Origin of the sequence: Fluviicola sp. (genome assembly GCF_039596395.1) — a bacterium.
In the GTDB taxonomy this organism is placed as follows: domain Bacteria; phylum Bacteroidota; class Bacteroidia; order Flavobacteriales_D; family Crocinitomicaceae; genus Fluviicola.
In genome coordinates, this window is sequence record NZ_JBCNJT010000003.1 from 75,555 (window position 1) to 94,570 (window position 19,016).

The following is a 19,016-nucleotide window of genomic DNA, read 5'->3' on the forward strand; positions in this document are numbered from 1 at the left end:
CGCAGGTTTGAAGTTTCAACACCATTTACAGGATAGAATAGAGAAGGGGAGTTTACGCTCCCTTTTGTCGTTTGATAACCACGCTGATTTTTGGTCGAACGACTATTTGGGCCTGGCACAACGTGCGCACACTATTGAGATAACCGGAAGCACCGGTTCCCGTTTAATTTCGGGAAATTCGAAAACGATAGAAGATTCGGAAAGCAGGATTGCTGCTCATTTTCAATCCGAAGCAGCCCTTGTCTTTAATTCGGGCTACGATGCAAACGTGGGATTGTTTTCTTCCCTTCCGCAAAAAGGCGACACCATTCTATACGATGAATTGGTGCACGCTTCTGTCCGCGACGGGATCCGTCTGAGCTTTGCCAATTCCTTTTCGTTCAGGCATAACGATGCGGCAGATCTGGAGAAGAAATTGAAAAAAGCAACCGGGACCATTTTTGTAGCTGTGGAATCGCTTTACAGCATGGATGGAGACATAGCGCCTTTGGTTGAAATAAATCGCCTCTGCACCGCATATAAAGCCTTATTGATCGTAGACGAAGCACATTCCGGAGGCGTGTTCGGGAAGGAAGGAAAAGGGTTGTGCAACGAACTGGGAATTTCAGATTCCGTTTTCATCCGTTTATTCACCTTCGGGAAAGCTTACGGGGCGCATGGAGCGGCTGTTTGCTGCCCGGAAGAAGTCAGGCAGTTCCTGATCAATTTTGCGCGTTCCTTCATTTACACAACGGCTCTTCCGGAAGCCATGTATCTGCATATCGTACATCAGATCGAACAGAGTAAGAATCCTGCTTTAAGAGAAAAACTGCAGAAAAATATCGCTCATTTTACCCAAAGCATTCAATCTACTTTAAGCGCCTCTAACTCTCCGATCCAGGTTCTGGAATTCTCAGATCTGGAAGTTTGTAAACAAAAAGCGGATCAATTGCAGCAAGCAGGATTTGCAGTAAAAGCCATTTTACCACCAACCGTTCCAGCCGGTTCACAGCGTTTACGCATTTGTATTCATGCATTCAATACGGAACCTGAAATAGATCATCTGATTGGATTTTTAAAAGGCTGACCAAATTTTTTTTTGGAGGATTTGCTAATTTTTTTCCATTACAAAACTCATTGATTTTTAGCTTGTTAAAAATTGCAACGAGGCTCGTGCAAAAATATTGTACGCACAATATCACCATCGGATCACCGTTTTTGAAGGCAAATAAAAAAATCACTTATGAAAAAGATACTTGCCTTAACAACCCTGAGTCTCCTGATCCTGTCCTGCAAAAAAGACAAATTGAATCCTGTTCCACAAGCTGCCAATTCTTACACACATGTCAGCACAGTTGGCTCTTACTGGGTTTATGAATGGTACGACGTAGATTCTACCGGAAATGAAACACCCTGGAATGTCAGTTGGAAAGATACCATTCGTATTGTCGGCGATACGACGATTCACGGAGAAGTATTTCAGCATTACAAAGGGAAATACAGGAATGCACCTACAGAATATTACAACAGGGATTCCAGCGGATATGTAGTAAGTCCGAATGGTACGATCGCTTACTCCTATATGGGAGCCCCCATGTCGCTGAGTGCTTCCAATGACGGGTACATGAACCAGGATTATTTCATCGGAGCAAACCAAACCGTTAATACCGCTTTCGGGAGCAAGGAGGCGAGTACCACTTACCTGGAAGTTTCCATGGTAGACGGAACGCCGGTAAACAGTTGCGGAGATCTTTCTGTAAGATTTTACACCTATTATGTTTCCGGATTGGGTTGCACGGGTACCGAAACGGCATACATTGGACCGTTTCAGTCATTATGCGCCATCAAGCGCTCAAAGTTATGTGCTTATTACATTGCTCCATGATGCAATTAAAGATTTAAAAATCCTTCCCCTCGGCTAACTACCTATATGATTAACCACATAGAAACATAGTTCACATAGTTTTTGGATAAAAGCCTTGAAAATAGAGGTTAAATAATTTCTATGTGTTCTATGCGCCTATGTGGTTTTAAAATTTTCTTGCATTTTTTTGAAATAAAATTTGCAGACTTAACAGTGTTAAGTATATTTGTACCATTCAAGATTCAAAATGGGAATAAACGAACGTAAGGAACGGGAAAAAGAAGTGTTGCAAAAAAGCATCCTCACAGCTGCTCGTGAGGTCTTTTTGGAAAAAGGCTTTGACCAGACTTCCATTCGTTCCATTGCCCAAAAAATTGAATACAGTCCCACAACTATTTATTTGTATTTCAAGGATAAAGATGCGATCCTGTATGCCTTGCATACGGAAGGATTCAACCTGCTGGGGAGCAAAATGGAGGTGCTCAATATGGTGGAAAATCCGCTGGAACGAATCAAAGCGATGGGACGTGTGTATATCCAGTTTGCAATGGATTATCCGGATTACTACGACCTGATGTTCGTACAGAAATCACCCATGAACAAACTGGACGAAGATCACGAAGTATGGAGGGAAGGACAAAGCACTTTTGATGCGTTGAAATTCTCTGTTCAACAATGTATAGACCAGGGATACCTTCCGTTCAGGGATGTAGAAGCCGGAGCATACATGTTGTGGTCGACACTGCATGGAATGTGTAATTTATACGATCGTGGCCGCTGCAAGGTATTGGATGAAGAAAAGAGCGAACAAATCGTTGATTTGGGTTTTGCTGAGTTCTTAAGAATGCTCGACGCGTTCGGTCGCTAATTTTTTTAATAACTACTTAACAGTGTTCAGTAAAATAACAATGGTTACTATGAAACAAAAAATGAGCTTTCTGGTTGTGATTTTAGCAAGTATGTTCGTTCATACGCTTGCTCAGTCACAAACCGCACTGGAGAATTATGTCCGGCAGGGACTCGACTCCAACCTGGTGCTTAAACAGCGTTCTGTTCAGTTGGAAAAAGCGCTTCTGACCTTGAATACGGCGAAAAGCAATTTTCTGCCTTCCGTGAATTTCAATGCCTCTTATACAACCGCAGAGGGCGGGCGTTATTCCGAACTTCCGGTGGGAGATATGCTGAACCCGGTTTATACGACTTTAAACCAGATGACCGGAACCAATGCTTTTCCGCAAATCAAGAACGAGCAGATCAACTTCCTTCCGAATAACTTCTACGATACTTACATCCGCACTTCCGTTCCCCTGCTGAACATGGACATTATTTCCAACAAACGCATCCAGGAGCAAAAAGTGGAATTAAGCAGCCTGGATATGCAGGTTTATGCGCGTGAGTTGGTGAAGAACATCAAAGTGGCTTACTACAATGTGATCATGGCTTCCAAATCCGTAGAAGTGTATGAGTCGAACGAAAAGATCCTGGAACAGAATGTGGCTTTGAACGAAGCGTTGATCAAACAGGGAAAAGGTTTGAAAGTGACTTTAGTAAAAGCTCAAACCGAGTTGATGAAAATGAACACTTCAATTTCAACGGCTAAGAACCAATTGAAAAATGCACAGGCCTATTTCAATTTCCTGATCAACAAACCATTGGATTCGGAAATTGTATTAGAAGACGCTTTGTCGGCAAACCCGCAATTGGAAACGAAACAGGAACGGGAAGAACTTCAATTGATCAATCAATCGATCGAAGTACAGGAATCCGTTTTGAAAATGAACAAGAACTATTGGGTACCGAAAATCAACGCATTCCTGGATTTGGGTTCGCAGGGCACGAATTGGGAAGTGAGCAGAAAATCGGCTTACTATATGTTCGGGGTTTCTGCTTCCATTCCCATCTACAACGGTTCCCGCAATCAGCAACAGATCAAACAAACGAAATACGAACTGGAAAATGCACGCTTGCAATTGGACCAGGTAGCACAACAATTGGAACTGCAGCGTACACAAGCATTGCGCAATGTGTTAAACGCACAGGAAAATTGGGAAACGGCTAAAGTTCAATTAGAAGCTTCCAAAGAATACTTTGCGCTGGTTTCCGGTGCAAACAGGGAAGGGCTTACCAATCAGCTGGAATTCATTGATGCCTCCAATCAAGTGACCAATGCTGAATTGTTTGTCCTCATTCAATATCAAAATTACTTGAGTTCACTGGCTGAACTTGAGCGGGCAGCAGCAACATATCCATTGAAATTCAATTAAAAAACTATTCGATTATGAAAAATGTAGTCATTCCGGCGCTGTTTCTTTCATTTTTGGTTGCTTCCTGCGGCTCGAAAGAAAAGCCAACCAATGAAATTCCAAAAGCAGAAATCATCCCGGTAAAACTGGAATCTATCCGGTCGATGAATTCCTACGAAGAAATCCATGTTTCCGGTCAGTTCACCACAGACGATGAAACGTATTTGTCTTTCCTTTCGGGTGGAGTTATCCAGAAGTTATATGTCAAAGAGGGCGATAAAGTGCGCAAAGGACAATTGCTGGCAACCCTGGACCTGACCCTGGTAAAAGCTACCGTGAGCCAGGCAAAACTGGGATTGGAAAAAGCTAAACGCGATTTGGAACGTGCGAAGAATCTGCAAAAAGAAGGCTTTGCAACCCTGGAACAAATGCAAAATGCGCAAACTGCTTGCGATGTTGCACAGGAACAATTGCAATCGGCGTTATTCAACATGAAGTACGCGGAGATCAGAGCCGTTTCAAACGGTTTTATCCTCAAAAAAATGGCTAACCAGGGACAATTGGTGAGCAGCGGAACACCGGTTTTTCAAACAAACGGCGCAGGTTCCAATTCCTTTAAGTTGAAAGTAGGTGTTAGTGACCGGCAGTGGAGCCAGATCCAAATCGGGGACGAAGCAACGGTCCAGGCAGATGTTTTTAAAAACAAGACTTTGAAAGCAAAAGTTTCCCGCAAGTCAGAGAGCATAGACCCGTATAGCGGAACATTTACCGTGGAACTGGAATTGCAGGGCAAATTGCCGGAAGGACTGGCAAGCGGTGTTTTCGGAAAAGCAACGATCAAACTTTCCGAAACTTCCGAGAACTGGAAAATTCCTTACGAAGCATTGCTGGACGGAAACGCAGACGATGGGTATGTCTTTATTTCGAACGATCAGAAAACGGTGAAGAAAGTTCCGGTGAAGATTGAGAACCTCGACCAGAATGTTGTGGAAATCTCCGAAGGCCTGGAAGGATACAAATACGTAATCGTTTCCGGCGGGCCTTACCTGAACGAGAATTCGACCATTTCATCCAAGTAATACTTCGAGCATGAAAATAGCAACTTACGCAGTACGCAACTACCAATTTACTTTGGTGTTGTTCGTCATGGCGATCGCTTTGGGAGTGAATACGCTGTTGACGATGCCTCGAAGTGAGGACCCTGCTACCAATTCCCCGATGTTCCCGGTGATCGTGGTTTATCCCGGAACAAGTCCGTCGGATATGGAAGAATTGGTGGTGAAGCCGCTGGAAAAACAGATTTACAGCCTGGAAAACATCAAACGGATCAAAACCCAGATCAAAGACGGTGTGGCGATCATGCAGGTCGAGTACAAATACGAATCGGACGTGAATGAAAAGTTCCAGGAACTGACCCGCGAAGTCAACGGAATGCGTTCCGAACTTCCGGATGAGATCCTGAGCATCGAAGTGAAGAAACTGGTAGCTTCGGATGTAAACGTCATTCAAACGGCATTGATCAGTGAAAATGCATCGCGGAAATCCCTGAAACGGGTAGCAGAAGATTTGCAGGAAGAACTGGAAAAACTGCCGGAACTGAAGAATGTCAAAATCCACGGTTTGTCGGATGAGCAGGTACGTATTGACCTGAGAACAGATAAACTGGCGCAGTTGCACCTTCCTTTAAATGCGGTGGTGGGAACTTTGCAAAGTGAGATCGCGAATATTCCGGGAGGAAGTATCGATGTGGGAACAAAGTCCCTGAACGTGAAAACGAGCGGGAATTATGTGTCGCTGGATGAAATTGCAAATACCATTATTTATGCTTCCGAAGGAAAAACCATTCCGCTGAAAGATGTAGCGGATGTTTATTACGATTTTTCAGAAACAAAGCACATTACGCGACTGAACGGTCACCGCTGTGTGTTTGTAACGGCTGCGCAAAAGGAAGGATTCAATATTTCCGAAACACAGAAGAAATACCAAAAAGTATTGGATGAATTTGATCCGCACATTCCTTCCAACATCGACCTGGTGAATCATTTTGACCAGGGAGACAATGTGAATACGCGTTTGGGCGGTTTGGGTATGGATTTCCTGATTGCCATTCTCCTGGTGGCAATTACCCTGCTTCCTTTGGGGGGAAGAGCTTCATTGGTGGTAATGATTTCCATCCCGCTTTCCCTGGCAATCGGATTGGTGCTTCTGAATGTGATGGGATACAACATCAACCAGCTGAGTATTGTTGGTTTGGTGGTGGCACTCGGATTATTGGTCGACGACAGTATCGTGGTGGTTGAAAATATCGAACGCTGGCTGCGCGAAGGTCATTCCCGCATGGATGCAACCTTAATGGCGACCCAGCAGATCGGCCTTTCGGTGATCGGTTGTACCGTTACATTGATCATTGCCTTTTTACCGCTGGTATTCCTGCCGGAAGTTGCCGGTGATTTTATCCGCAGTCTTCCGATGGCGGTTATTGCGAGTGTTTTGGCTTCCATGCTGGTTTCGCTCACGATTATCCCGTTCTTGTCGAGCCGTTTGCTGAAACAACACCAGGGACAACACGACGGGAATATTTTCCTGAGAGCTTTGCAAAAAGCCATTTCCGGTACTTACTCCGTGTTGCTGGATAAAGCGTTGAAAAGACCCATCATTACGTTGACCGTAGCACTGGCGATCTTTGTCGGATCTTTGGCTTTGTTCCCGGTAATCGGTTTCAGTTTGTTCCCGGCTTCGGAAAAACCGCAGTTCATGGTGAATGTTTCGGCGCCTTTGCAGACAAACCTGAATCACACGAATGAGATTACGAAATACGTCGAGAAGGAATTAAGCAAAATTCCGGAAGTGAAATACTACGCTTCCAATGTGGGGAAAGGTAACCCGCAGGTTTATTACAACGTAGCGCAGGAAAACGAACGCACGGATTTCGCACAGGTCTTCGTTCAGCTGGATAAGCATACAGGCGTTGACAAGAAACAGGAAATTGCGGATCATTTGCGTTCCATCTTCGATGAGTACCCTGGAGCCAAGATCGAAGTGAAGAATTTCGAACAGGGCCCGCCGATGGTTGCCCCGGTTGAAGTACGCCTTTCGGGAGATAACCTGGATACCTTGCGAAAACTGGCCCAGGAAGTGGAAACCTTGTTGAAGGAAACCCCGGGAACCATGTACGTCAACAACCCGGTGAGCAACCTGAAATCCGATTTCAAACTGGTCATTTCTAAAGAAAAAGCACGTGCTTTGGGGATAAATACCGTTGATATTGACCGGACAGTGCGCCTGGCAATTGCCGGAGTCGACCTGGGAACATTTTCAGATCAGAACAACGACGAGTTTTCGATGTTGCTGACTACGCATAAAGGTGAGCGCGCAACTTTGGATGTGTTCAATCAATTGTACATCAATAACCAGCAGGGGCAAGCCATTTTACTTTCCCAGATCGCGCGCCTGGAACTGGAAAGTTCTCCTTTATTCATCAATCACCTGAACAAGGTCCGCACGGTTTCGGTGAGTGCTTTTGCCCAAAAAGGGGTTTTGGCAGACAACCTGATCAATGAAGTAATTGCGAAAATGGATGCGAAGAAGCTTCCGCGTGGTTATTCCTATGTAATGGGAGGTGAATTTGAATCGCGCAACGAATCGTTCGGTGGTTTCAATACCATTATTACGATTACGGTTTTCCTGTTCGTCGCCGTACTGATCCTGTTGTTCAAAACATTCAAAAGTACGCTGATCGTATTGTCGGTTATTCCGCTTGGAATTGTAGGAGCGGTGATTGCGCTTTGGATGACAGGGAATTCGCTTTCCTTCGTTGCGGTAATCGGATTGATCGCATTGGCTGGAATTGAAGTGAAAAACTCGATTTTGCTCGTTGATTTTACCAATCACCTGCGTGAAGAAGGGCGAACCCTGGACGAAGCGATCCGTGAAGCCGGAGAAGTCCGTTTCTTACCGATCGTACTCACATCGCTCACAGCAATCGGAGGATTGATACCGATCGCAATTTCTACCAATCCGCTGATTTCGCCGTTGGCCATTGTATTGATCGGAGGATTGATCAGTTCTACTTTGCTTTCGCGGGTTGTCACACCGATTATTTACAAATTGATCCCGCCGAAGGTGGAAGTGAAAAAACAATGATTACATGTGGAGACGCGATTAATCGCGTCTCCACTGTTTTTATACAAATACTGCAAATGGCTTATTGCTGCGAAAATCGACTTCCGTAATTTCGTTTCAAATAAACTACATGAAGCAGCTACCAGCTATTTTCTTCCTCTTCCTGGCATTTCAGGGCTTTTGCCAGATGGACCCGGAACGGGAAAACGATACCCTCAAATTCATCAAAGTAAACGGGAAAGTGGGGTTGGTCAACCGGAACACCGGGAAGTCAGTCCTTGAACCGGCATATACGGATTTGAAAATCGAGCCTTGGGGGATTCGGTTTTTTGACGGGGAATTGCAGGGATTTTTACCGAAAGGATTTGACCGGCCAATTCCGGCAAACTACAAAGAGATTACGCAAGTTTACAGTTATTTCGAGGCACGAACTGAAAACGGGACCATGGATTTGTATTTCGGTACGGAACTCATAGCGAGCGACCTGGATGCGGAGGTCAAATTATCCGAAGAAGACGTGCTTTTGGAAGCGGGGCTGATTATGGTTCGCAAAGACGAAAAATCGGGAATTATCGACCAAAAAGGAACTGTTGTTGTTCCTTTCGAATATTCCACTGTTGAACGCGTAAAATCCTTTCCATATGCATTGAAAAATGCAGCACCGGCAGACTATATTTTGGTGTTGGATAAATCGCCCTATTTCTACAGTCCGGAAGCTGGTGGTTATTATAGCCTGGGTGCTCCGGAATACGTGCTCATGAAAGCAGACGGAACGTTAATTTCCGATTCTGTTTTTACGGAAGTTTCGGAGGTGAACCCGGATAAGAACGAGATGAGTTTGAGGTTGACCAAAAAGCTGGCAACGCTGAACAGTCAATTCGAAATCACCTATTCTCCTTATGTGGATGTCCAGGAATTTATGGAGTGGAAGTTCGGATTTACCGGAACGGAACAGGTGATCCATAACCTGTTTAACCAGGCGGTTGATACCTTTGTTTTTGTAAGTGTTCCGGTCAAACTGTCGTGGGTCTACACGGAAGATGGAGAAATGACATCAAACTATTACACCGAGCCTCTTTTTGAAGACTTTGTATATGTCCAAAAGATGACAAGTGGAGACGACTTTGAACTTCTGACAGCGATTTACGACCTGAAAAACGAACAAGTGGTTTCCGGTTGGGAGAAAACAATCACGTTCGTGAGTAAAGGCATTCATCCTTCCGGATCGATTGTTTGGATTTATAAGAACGAAGTTGACCGGATGGCTTTCGGCCTTTCAAACGGAAAACGATCTGATTACGACTACCTGGATATTTATCACGTCGGAAATCAATTCTACGCATTCAAAAAGCCGGAAGACACCGTTTACATACTCTGCGAACTGGTGGGAGATTCTGCTTTTGTGGAACGGGGTAAACTGGAGAAGAGTTTCGGAAGCCTGAATTATATTGGCGCAGATACCCGGAGTGTCCAGGAGTTTGACCCGGAACATGCCAATGGTTATGTAGACGATTTCGGGAATTATTATGCTTATCGGGGAACCGAGCCGGAAAATCTGCATCCTGCTTTCAGAACACCTTTTACGATCTTCAAAAACGCACATGGAACATTCGGATTTATTTCCTGGAATGGAAAAGTGCGTGATTTGGATGCAGACACCCTTTTCCAAAGCCCGCTTTCCAGCAGTTTATTGGAGTATCGTTCCGGAAATCTTTGGGGCGCGGCAGACATTGCTTGGGGATCCGTGTTCCGGGCAGACCGTCCGTCACCGGGCTTTTTCTACCTGCTCGACGGCCTTGCTTTGATCTATCGCCTGGGAGAAGATGAAAAGCATTATGTGGATCACAAAGGACGCACTTTTTATTCCGTAAATACCGAAAGGGGCATTTCCAAAAAAGGGAAATTCAAAGGATCAGAAATGTATTCGGATTTTGAAGATACCTACGATAAAAAGACAGCGGTGATTCCCTATCAATACACGGAAATTCTGCAAACCTGGGACGGCATTCACTTTTTGGCGAAAGGAACGGATAAAAAATGGGGGATCATTTCTTCCTATGCCGACACCCTTTTTCCTTTCCAATACGACGAACTGCGATTCGGGGCCAGCAAAGAAAATAGCATTCCGGTTGAATTTCCATACCGGGATTACGACGAACAATGTTTTACGAGAATAGGCGGGTTTCATGGGATTTTAAGCCTGAACCTGCGAAAGGAAATCCCAGCGATTTACAACCGGGTAAATTATGTTCCGGATGCAGCTTTTATCGTGGAGAAGAACGGGAAATTCGGCGTGTATGATTACAACCTGGATGAAAAGATCCAACCGGTTTTGGATGAAGCTTTTATTGCATCTTCCGGCTTCGGGAAATATTTCCTGCGTGCGAGAATAGGAAACAAGTGGTACAATATGGAATTCTTCGAAGGGAAAGTTCCCGGCCAAACTACTTTTCTTCAGGCACCTGCTTTTGATCTGGTGATCAATGAAACCGGTTTTGTGAAAACACCGACGGGTTATGAAGCGCGTGATTTCAACAACGTACTGCTCCGCGAAGAAGCTGTGATGTCTGATTACCTGGATGAGAACCAGTTCCTGTTTAAAGATGGGAAGATCTTCCTCATTGATCTCAAAGGAAAAGTATTGTACCCGGAAGGATTGACGAACATCGTGATCCTGGAAGACGGCCGTGTGGTGAGCGTGGAAAACGGGGTGACCTATTCTTATGCAACCTGGAAGAAACGCAAAGAAAATTTTACGGAATGATATTCATTAACCGCAGAGAGAAGAAGAGCGCAAAGTTTTTGAGTGAGCCCTTTATTGTTATTAAGAGAAAAAAACTATTGTGTTTTAAAAATATTAGTCCTCTATAAGGCATTCTGAATAACACCTTTGCGTCCTCTGTTTCTTTGCGGTAAAAATTACCCCTGATCGAACAAAGAACGCAAAGTGTTACGTATTTATACCGGTTGGTGTTTTTTCATTTCTTCATACACGCCATCCCACAATTGCTTGCGCATTTCCAGGGATTTGATCGAGTAGGTTTTCGCTTCTTCCCATTTTTGAGAGTCGTTTCCACACAATTCGCTGACCATCTGAAGGGCCAGGTGTCCGTGATGATCTCCGTCCACTTCAATGTGACGGTCCAGGTAGAACTTGAACGTGGTCAATTGAGCCGGGAATTTGGCATTCAAATCGCTGACAATGTTGTGGAACATATTCGGGATGAGGTCTTCTCTTCCGAAGGTAAATACAGCCGCGATCACATGCGGTTTTTTTGTTGCAATGACCTCGAATGTAAAGCGGAGGAAACGTTTTGCCGCTTCAGGAATAGAAACTGCTTCAATAGCTTCCTCCACGGTTTTCCCCTGCTGGATTTGAGCAAAAAGCGCATCGATTCCTTCACGTGAAGCCCCGGTTTGCTCCATCGCTTCCAGGTACAATTCGAAATGGCTTTTACGGATACCGTCTCCGTTTTTCACATCTTCTTCCGAAGCCAGGTCGGATTCTTCCCCGCACACGATCTCATTGATGAGGTAGCGTACTTCTGCGGAACCAACGGGAAACCATGGAACCTGTGTGCACGTCAATTGATTTTGAAGTGCTTTCAGCAGCGACATAAAATCCCAAACCGCATAAATATGGTGTTCCATAAAAATGCGGATGTCTTCGATCGATTGGATCGCTTTGTAGCTGGGATGGTTTACTACTTCCTGGCGAACTTCTTCAAGTCCTGCCTGTATTTGTTTAATTTCCTGTGTCATGGAATCGTATGTTATTTAAAGACTTTATTCAATTTGTGATGGCTCCAGTAGGAAATTGCGAGCAATGCAAAAATAACGAGCGGGAAGAATGTCGAACCCTGCATTCCGTCTGTCCATGCCAATGCATAAAATGCCGACAAAACATCGAGGAATAAACCGAAGTAAGCCCATTCTTTGATGCGGTTTCCTGCAAAAGGCAAGAGCAGTACCAACGCCCCGATTGCTTTTAGAATTCCCAGTTCCCAGTGGAACCAAAGTGGTAAATCCAGATGTCTCATGCCTTCTTTGGCAAGTGGAGCATTCAAGAAGAAAACTCCGGGAATAATGAATAAACCGATCAGGCTGGTGCTGACCCAAAATGTAATTTTAACTCCTTTCATGGTAGTGCGTTTCAATAATTATTAAGTAGATATTCTCACATTTTTGAAAAATCCATGTAAAGGCCGTTCCAGCGATGTCCGTCCAGGTCTGCAAAAGCAAAACCGTACATCCAGCCCTGGATTTCTGCCGGTTCAGCAAACACTTTTCCACCGGCTTTTTTCACCTTTTCAGCCAGTTCATCGATTTCTTCCCTGCTTTCTGCATCAAATGAGATAAGCATTTGAGCGGTTTTCGAAGTGTCGTTCATTTCCAGTCCGCCATTGACATGCTTGAATGATTCCGCATTGAATAACATCACAACGGATTTTCCCGCCTGGAAACAAGCACGATCTCCGGGAGCAGACCGTTCCGGTTTGGGTGTGAAACCGATTGTTGTGAAAAATGCCTGTGAAGCATCCACATCTTTAGCCGGCAAATTCAGCCAAATTTCTTTTGTCATATTTTTCAGTAATAATGGTTGTAAAAATAATGATTTGAAACTAGCTAAATTCCGGTTCAATGTCAATTAAAAATGAGCAGAAAGCATCGCGGACTGATTCGCTAGATGGTTAGATGAAGCCGGAGTGAAAAAATATGTACGGGGCCTCTGCGGTCTCTGTTATATCCCGGGTTTACCAAAAACTGGTAAGCACCGCTCAGGAACAGGTTGTCTTTTATCAAAGCGGCCGAGTAATAAAGTTCCGTCAAATGTTCCCAGGCATAATTCAGCTGGCCGTCTCCGAGAATAAAACCCAGTCCTCCGGCTTGCAGGTAATCGCGATGTGGTTTGGAAAGCCCCGACGTAACATAGGCAAGTCCAAGTTCATCATCCGGACGTTTCCATTTATTTCCCTTGCAAACCGCTCCGGCACTGATGCTATGGTCGATTTCCGTGAAAGCCCAGGTTTCGTTGTTCCCGTCATTCCAGCTGGCTCTCAAAAACACGCCGATAGTTTCGCTCACAGCCTGTTCTGCATTGATCCCGAAGCCGTATTTGGATCTTCCGAAGGCGCGCACGGAAGTAATGTCGGGAGCTAAACTGTCTGCCAAACCGTTGAGACTCTGGCGGTAATTTCCCATTTGGGTCGTATTGAAGTAGGCGAGGAAGTGCACGGCGCCTTCGAGGTTATTGATCTGATGCCTGTGTACGTATTCGAAGTTATGGGAAGCAGACCGGCGAATGTCCCAGTCCATGGTATTTGCATTTGCCTGCACAGGAAGCAGGGAAACGGCATAACGGACTTCGTGATCGGGAGAAATGTATTCCAGTATGACACTTGGCGTATAACCGCGGGTATTTGCCGGATAATCCCAGGCTCCGAAATCCATCAGGGACCAGGCCATAAACTGTGTTCTGGGATCGTGACTGTACTCGTTGTCGTCGAAGAAATCAGTAATGGAAACTTTACCAATCGTTAGTGAAAGGTAGCTTTCGGGAACAAACATTCCCAATTGATTCTGGTCGCTTTCCTGGTACGTTGTTTCTTTGGTCAGGGCAAACCGTTGGGTGAAATACAGGCGTGCCAGGTAAAGCTGCGGTGCAGGACTTCCCACGCGGAATGTTTCACCGTTTGTAGCATCACCGATTCCCAAAGCGCCGCTTAAACCAGAACCTCCTGCAATTTCCGGGTTGAAATAAATACTTGCTCCTTTCCATAACCGGGCACCCAGATACAGGGTGGATGTAATGGAGGTTTTATTTTCCTGTTCCTTTTCCAGGCTGTTCTCCCCGGAATAAGGTGCATGGAAATGCGGTTTGAACTGATTGATAACCGTTGTTTGCGCATGAATGGTCAGCCAGTGATTCTTAAGGGAATCCGTTTCCTGTGCAAAAAAAGAGGCGGTGAAAAGGATGCAGGTTGAAAAACAAAGTAATGAATGCTTCATGTCTTTCATTTAAGTATACCTGAATTTAATTCATCGGTTTTTACTTCTGCCGGATTTAGGTTTTATTGGCTTTTCGAATGAACAGACGAGTTTATATACGATTTTTACTTCACATGTGTGTGAAATGGAGAGGAGGTTCCGAATACCGGAAATGCGGAACTGAAATGGGTGTTTTTGAACCGGGATTTCCTGAAATGCAGTAAAACCGGAAGTTAATTTCTTAACTTTTTGATACTATATCTATACTTGACCTATACTTGACACTGGGGATATCTATACAGAACCCCTGCGCAACCAATTTTGCTGTTTTTTGATCGTTTTTCGGGTTACACTTCTGTGTATCTGTCTTTAGGCTAAATTCAGATTGTATTGTTCCTGTGCAGAAACCATTTTCCCGCACAGGATGACGCATACTATCCATAAAAGCCTTCGTGCTATTTGCGTTTTGCCGTAAAGTTTCCGTTCGGCTGAATAAAGGTCACTGCTTTGGAAACCCCGTTCTCAACGGTGAATTTGACGCTGTAGCCTTTTGCAATGGCTAAATTGAAGGTGTCGTTTCCTACGGAAACCGTTTCGTAATCCGGTTGTCCGGGAACCAATACCATGAGAGTGGTTCCTTTCAGGTAAATTTTCACGGTCAACCCTTCCAGGTCGTAATCACCTACGTATTTGTTCAGGTCGTCTCCGGATAAATGGACTTTGATGGCTCTTCGTTCAAAAACGGTCGGTTTTCCGGGTTCATCCATTTCGATGGAGGCACTTTCAATTTTTCCGGTGTTTGCTGTTCCGAAATTGATGAAGAATTGACTATCGCCATCTCCCTGGTCTGCAGGATCTGTCGATTCTATCGAAAACACGTCGTAATGGTAATGTTTCAGCCATACTTTTTTTCCTGCTACAACCGTAAATAAAGTATCGTTTTTCAACTGAACCTTAAATTCCGAAAAGGCAGAATTTCCATACAAACCTGCGTAATCTGCAAGCGGATGGGAAGGATGGGTGTTTTTAACCTGCATGGTGTCTTTGCTTTGTTCCCCTTTTTTCGACATTTCGGCCATTTCTTCCTGTGCCTTTTTTGCATCCGCGTTCCATGGAATGAGCTCCAGAGCGAATAATCTGTCGGAAAGGATATTGCGTACAATGCCTGTTGCAGCGGAACCGTTTTGGTTGGTCAATACCACAATCCCGATGGAATCGGAAGGGTAGAAGCCCACGCTTGCGGAGAAGCCGTCGATGTTTCCGCCATGTTCTACCAAATAATGTCCGCGGTAGGATTCCAGGAACCATCCCAAACCGTAGTTTTTGAACTGAATGTCGGGATGAACGCCCGGCCTTCCTCCTGAAACGACCATTTGTGAACTGGATGCTTCTCTTACATAAGAGGCAGGAATGATTTCCGTTCCTTTGAATTTTCCGCCCATAATCCAGGTTGAAACCCAGTTTGCCATATCGTTTGCACATGAATTGATACTTCCTGCCGGTCCCATTCCGTTGATATGGTAGTAATCCAGTTTTTTGATCTCCAATTTCTCATCGACCGTATAGGGAAGGGAAGCGTCCGCATCTTTTTGCGTAGCGAAGATGTCCGTGTTGCTGTGAGTCATGTTCAGGGGCTTGAAGAAACGCTCACGGATATTGTCTTCCCAGCTTTTTTCCGTGATTTTCTCTGCAATCATTCCCTGAGCCAGGAACATGAAGTTGTTGTACTGCCATTTCTGACGCAGTTTTGCATTCGGTTCCATGTATTTCACGCGCTGGATCAAACTGTCGCGGTTACTTGTATTAAACAGGTACCACGAATAATCGAAGCGTGGAAGGCCGGTTCTGTGGCACATCATATCGCGAATCGTAATTCCTGTGTTCATGTAATCGTACTTAAATTCCAGTTTAGGAAGATGTGTTCTTGCCAGGTCATCCAGTTTCAGTTTGTCTTCTTTTTCCAATTGGCCTAAAATAGCAGCAGTAAATGCCTTGCTGGAAGAACCGATCGCAAATAAAGTATTCGGAGTTACCGGTTTTTTGTTTGCTACATCGCGGTAACCGAAACCTTTGCTGTAGATCACTTTGTCTTTGTAAACAACGGCCACGGAATAACCGGCCACTTTTTGGTCTGCCAGTACTTTTTCCAGTTCTTTTTCAACTCCGGAGAGCCTTTTGGTGTAATCAGGGGTTTTTGTTTTGGTTTGAGAAACGGCTGTAAGCGCGCAAGTGGTTGTAAGTAAAAGGGTAAGGATCTGTTTCATTCGGATCGGTATTTTAATTGGAGCTAAATGTACTAATATCTAATTACGAATTACGAATTGCGAATTGCGAATTGCGAATTGCGAATTCGGTCATTTACTTACTAAGACTGAAAGTGGGTGGAAATGTTACAAACTTCTGCTCCTGGTCCAATTAACTCTGTACTTTCCGGATTCTTCTGGCTTTTAATAGCGAAAGCAATACATTCAAAACAAAAATCACTTGTGCGCCGATTATCAGGTAAACAATAAACGGAGCTCCATCTACCGTATTGATGGTGTGTTCGGTTTGCTCTTCGGAAATGCTGAAATCTTCCATATAGGGTGTTGTCGAAACTTCCTGTGGCAAGGCGAAATAAAAGACGGCCAGGCCAATGACCGTGAGCAAATAATGCGCTCCGAAAAAGTAAGGGTTGATCGGTTTTTTGTTAAGTTCAAAGGTCAGGGAAATTGCCCAGAATATTAAAAAGCAAAATGCAAGGACCAGCCACGCTATACCTTTTGGGACTGCAAAATAGATTTCGTGAAGCGCAATATCCAGGGATTCTGACCATTCGAGGAACGCAAATAATCCGATAAGCAGCGCTGTAAGCAGGTAAATGATTGAAATAATATGAGATTTGATCATAACTTGTGTGTTTGTGACTCAAGTTACGCCCCTTTATTTTGAAATCCTACTTAATTTATCTTAATTGAATCATTGTGATATCTGCACTTCTTTTCCGGGCATGAACCAGTGATAGTAAAGCTACCAGGAACAAACTACCAAACAAAATAGTCAACATCAAAATTCCCATGGACGATAATGCCTGGAACAAGGCTATCATTGCATCGCTAAATCTTCGGGATCCGGAATAATAGGGTTTATCGGTTTTTGTTACCAATGCAATCATATAAACACTGGGAATGATGATAAGTGCAGCTGCTGCCCCTTTTGTTTTTGATTTTACTTTGTGTTCTCTTGCTAAGATGTGTGAACCGGGAAACCGGTTTAACAGGAAATGTTTAAAGTCGTTTATCGAATCCATACTTTCCCATCGGATCAAAATCGTGGATTCCGACCGTTTTCCATATTCGAGGGTGGTTGTTTTTTTCTTCCGGTCTATCTGAAATGACCTGAGATAGGAAAGGGGAATTGATACCAACTTATTTAAATCTTCGGGGTTGAGATTTTCAGCATTTTTTCCTGAAAGGAATTTGCCGTAATAGAGCAATTCTTCAGAAATAAATACGGAATCCTTTTTATTAGATACCCATTGCTTTACTATTCTGCTATCTTTCACTTCAGGCGCACTTTTCCCCAGTCAATGAATTTTTGTCCGCCACTAAAGTCATTTACAAAACCAAGAATGGATTTCTTTTTGGAAAAGCGTTCGTCTCCTTTGGGTTTTATCAATACGGATTGCGGTTCCTGACTGTCATTCTGAAAATCGACTTTCAGCCATCTGCCTTCTTTTCCGCGATTTATAATTGCTGAAATTTCGCCTTCTATTGGTGTTAACGGCGAATCAGCTTTAAATGGCCTGATACTCACATTTTTACCGATCAGGTCATACATTTTCAATATTCGGTAACCGATGAAGAAAAACAGCGGGACAAAATTGATGGCAAATACCGAATTCGGCGATTGGAATGTCATCCCGAGATGAAACAATGAAACCTGGTCTGTAAAATAGATGAAGCTCGGGGTTTGGTAAGTTACCAATTGGGAAATGATCCAGATATAGAACAAGCTGCCTGCTGGTTTTTTTCCACTGAAAAAAAGTGCTACTCCTGCAAGGCCTAACAGCGAAACCAGTATGGAAGAAATAACCGGGGTTTGGATATTTTGCACCAATTTAAAAAGTGAGAAAGCTCCAACTATAATGGGAAAGACCATTTGTTCGCTTGATTTATTTTTCATTTTGAGTTGGATAAAGGTTATTTTTTCCAGTGATACAACTTGAACCGTTTTTGGTTGTCCATATCATCCAAATGGAAGCCGGTGATTTCATTGACTTTATACAGCGATTTTCCTTCGCTATTGCCGGTGTACCCGATGCATGCGATCACAAAATCCTCTTCCGTAACATCTTCAATGAAACCGGTAAATAAACTTCCGCCGTTGAGTTCCGTACTGGTCAGGAAAGCCTGGTCGCCCTCCAGTTGTACCAGCATGTCGAATTGCCATTCGTCGTGGTTCGGCAAATTGAAATGGATCGGATATCCCGATTGATCGTTGACCTGTTCGATGATGTGTTGCAGGCAAAAAATGTAATCGTTCTGGAAATCAATGTTCTGGATCTTATCGATCGGCCAGATCAGGATGCCGTCTTTCATCCCGTATTTGGAATAATGCTGGATCGAAACCAGTGTTTCATTGTAATCGATTACATATCCGCACCAGAAATTTTCCGTATTTCCGTATTGCCAGAATTCCAATAATTCTTTGGTGAGTTTGGAGCGCTCTAATAAGCGTATCAGGATGTTGTCCATTGGTTTGTTCAGTTGATTGTTGTATTTCCGGGGATAAAAGTAAGAAAAATTAGTCCTTATAATTGACTATTCTCTTTTTTCAGG

The 19,016-nt window shown here is 44.1% G+C and carries 16 protein-coding genes; 7 read left to right on the forward strand and 9 right to left on the reverse strand.

The genetic code is table 11. From position 1 onward, the window contains the following. Positions 1–7: 7 nt before the first annotated feature. From ABDW02_RS15535 to ABDW02_RS15565, 7 genes are all read left to right on the forward strand, one after another. Positions 8–1,066 (forward strand): 8-amino-7-oxononanoate synthase, encoded by a 1,059-nt coding sequence (locus tag ABDW02_RS15535; protein WP_343636083.1) that lies wholly within the window; start codon positions 8–10, stop codon positions 1,064–1,066. Between the two features lie 156 nt (positions 1,067–1,222). Then, positions 1,223–1,864, forward strand: a complete 642-nt coding sequence (locus ABDW02_RS15540) for a hypothetical protein (RefSeq protein ID WP_343636085.1) — start codon at positions 1,223–1,225, stop codon at positions 1,862–1,864. Positions 1,865–2,090: 226 nt separating this feature from the next. After that, positions 2,091–2,711, forward strand: a complete 621-nt coding sequence (locus ABDW02_RS15545) for a TetR/AcrR family transcriptional regulator (protein WP_343636087.1) — start codon at positions 2,091–2,093, stop codon at positions 2,709–2,711. 49 nt (positions 2,712–2,760) lie between these two features. Next, a complete protein-coding gene (locus ABDW02_RS15550) occupies positions 2,761–4,107 on the forward strand; it encodes a TolC family protein (protein WP_343636089.1) in 1,347 nt (448 codons plus the stop codon). A gap of 14 nt (positions 4,108–4,121) precedes the next feature. Continuing rightward, positions 4,122–5,165: an efflux RND transporter periplasmic adaptor subunit gene (locus ABDW02_RS15555; protein WP_343636091.1), complete on the forward strand. Its 1,044-nt coding sequence runs from the start codon at positions 4,122–4,124 to the stop codon at positions 5,163–5,165. 10 nt (positions 5,166–5,175) lie between these two features. Next, a complete protein-coding gene (locus tag ABDW02_RS15560) occupies positions 5,176–8,229 on the forward strand; it encodes an efflux RND transporter permease subunit (RefSeq protein ID WP_343636093.1) in 3,054 nt (1,017 codons plus the stop codon). A 109-nt stretch (positions 8,230–8,338) separates the two neighbouring features. Beyond that, positions 8,339–10,972 carry a hypothetical protein gene (locus tag ABDW02_RS15565; protein WP_343636095.1) on the forward strand — a complete coding sequence of 878 codons (2,634 nt, stop codon included), beginning with the start codon at positions 8,339–8,341 and terminating at the stop codon, positions 10,970–10,972. A gap of 194 nt (positions 10,973–11,166) precedes the next feature. Here ABDW02_RS15565 and ABDW02_RS15570 read toward each other — a convergent pair whose 3' ends face one another. The 9 genes from ABDW02_RS15570 to ABDW02_RS15610 form a co-directional block, all read right to left on the reverse strand. Then, positions 11,167–11,970, reverse strand: coding sequence for a DUF3050 domain-containing protein (locus tag ABDW02_RS15570; RefSeq protein ID WP_343636097.1), 804 nt, complete (start codon positions 11,968–11,970; stop codon positions 11,167–11,169). 11 nt (positions 11,971–11,981) lie between these two features. Next, positions 11,982–12,350: a DoxX family protein gene (locus ABDW02_RS15575; protein WP_343636099.1), complete on the reverse strand. Its 369-nt coding sequence runs from the start codon at positions 12,348–12,350 to the stop codon at positions 11,982–11,984. A gap of 35 nt (positions 12,351–12,385) precedes the next feature. Continuing rightward, on the reverse strand, positions 12,386–12,790 hold the full coding sequence (locus ABDW02_RS15580) for a VOC family protein (RefSeq protein ID WP_343636101.1): 405 nt from the start codon (positions 12,788–12,790) through the stop codon (positions 12,386–12,388). 101 nt (positions 12,791–12,891) lie between these two features. Beyond that, positions 12,892–14,217 carry a carbohydrate porin gene (locus ABDW02_RS15585; RefSeq protein ID WP_343636103.1) on the reverse strand — a complete coding sequence of 442 codons (1,326 nt, stop codon included), beginning with the start codon at positions 14,215–14,217 and terminating at the stop codon, positions 12,892–12,894. A gap of 434 nt (positions 14,218–14,651) precedes the next feature. Then, positions 14,652–16,460, reverse strand: a complete 1,809-nt coding sequence (locus tag ABDW02_RS15590; protein WP_343636105.1) for a serine hydrolase — start codon at positions 16,458–16,460, stop codon at positions 14,652–14,654. Between the two features lie 151 nt (positions 16,461–16,611). Next, on the reverse strand, positions 16,612–17,085 hold the full coding sequence (locus ABDW02_RS15595; protein WP_343636107.1) for a hypothetical protein: 474 nt from the start codon (positions 17,083–17,085) through the stop codon (positions 16,612–16,614). A 55-nt stretch (positions 17,086–17,140) separates the two neighbouring features. After that, entirely contained in the window at positions 17,141–17,740 is a 600-nt protein-coding gene (locus ABDW02_RS15600; RefSeq protein ID WP_343636109.1) for a hypothetical protein, read from the reverse strand. After that, positions 17,737–18,360: a hypothetical protein gene (locus tag ABDW02_RS15605; RefSeq protein ID WP_343636111.1), complete on the reverse strand. Its 624-nt coding sequence runs from the start codon at positions 18,358–18,360 to the stop codon at positions 17,737–17,739. Before ABDW02_RS15605 ends, ABDW02_RS15600 begins: the two co-directional genes overlap by 4 nt. A 17-nt stretch (positions 18,361–18,377) precedes the next feature. Continuing rightward, a complete protein-coding gene (locus ABDW02_RS15610; protein WP_343636113.1) occupies positions 18,378–18,932 on the reverse strand; it encodes a hypothetical protein in 555 nt (184 codons plus the stop codon). Between the last annotated feature and the right edge of the window lie 84 nt (positions 18,933–19,016).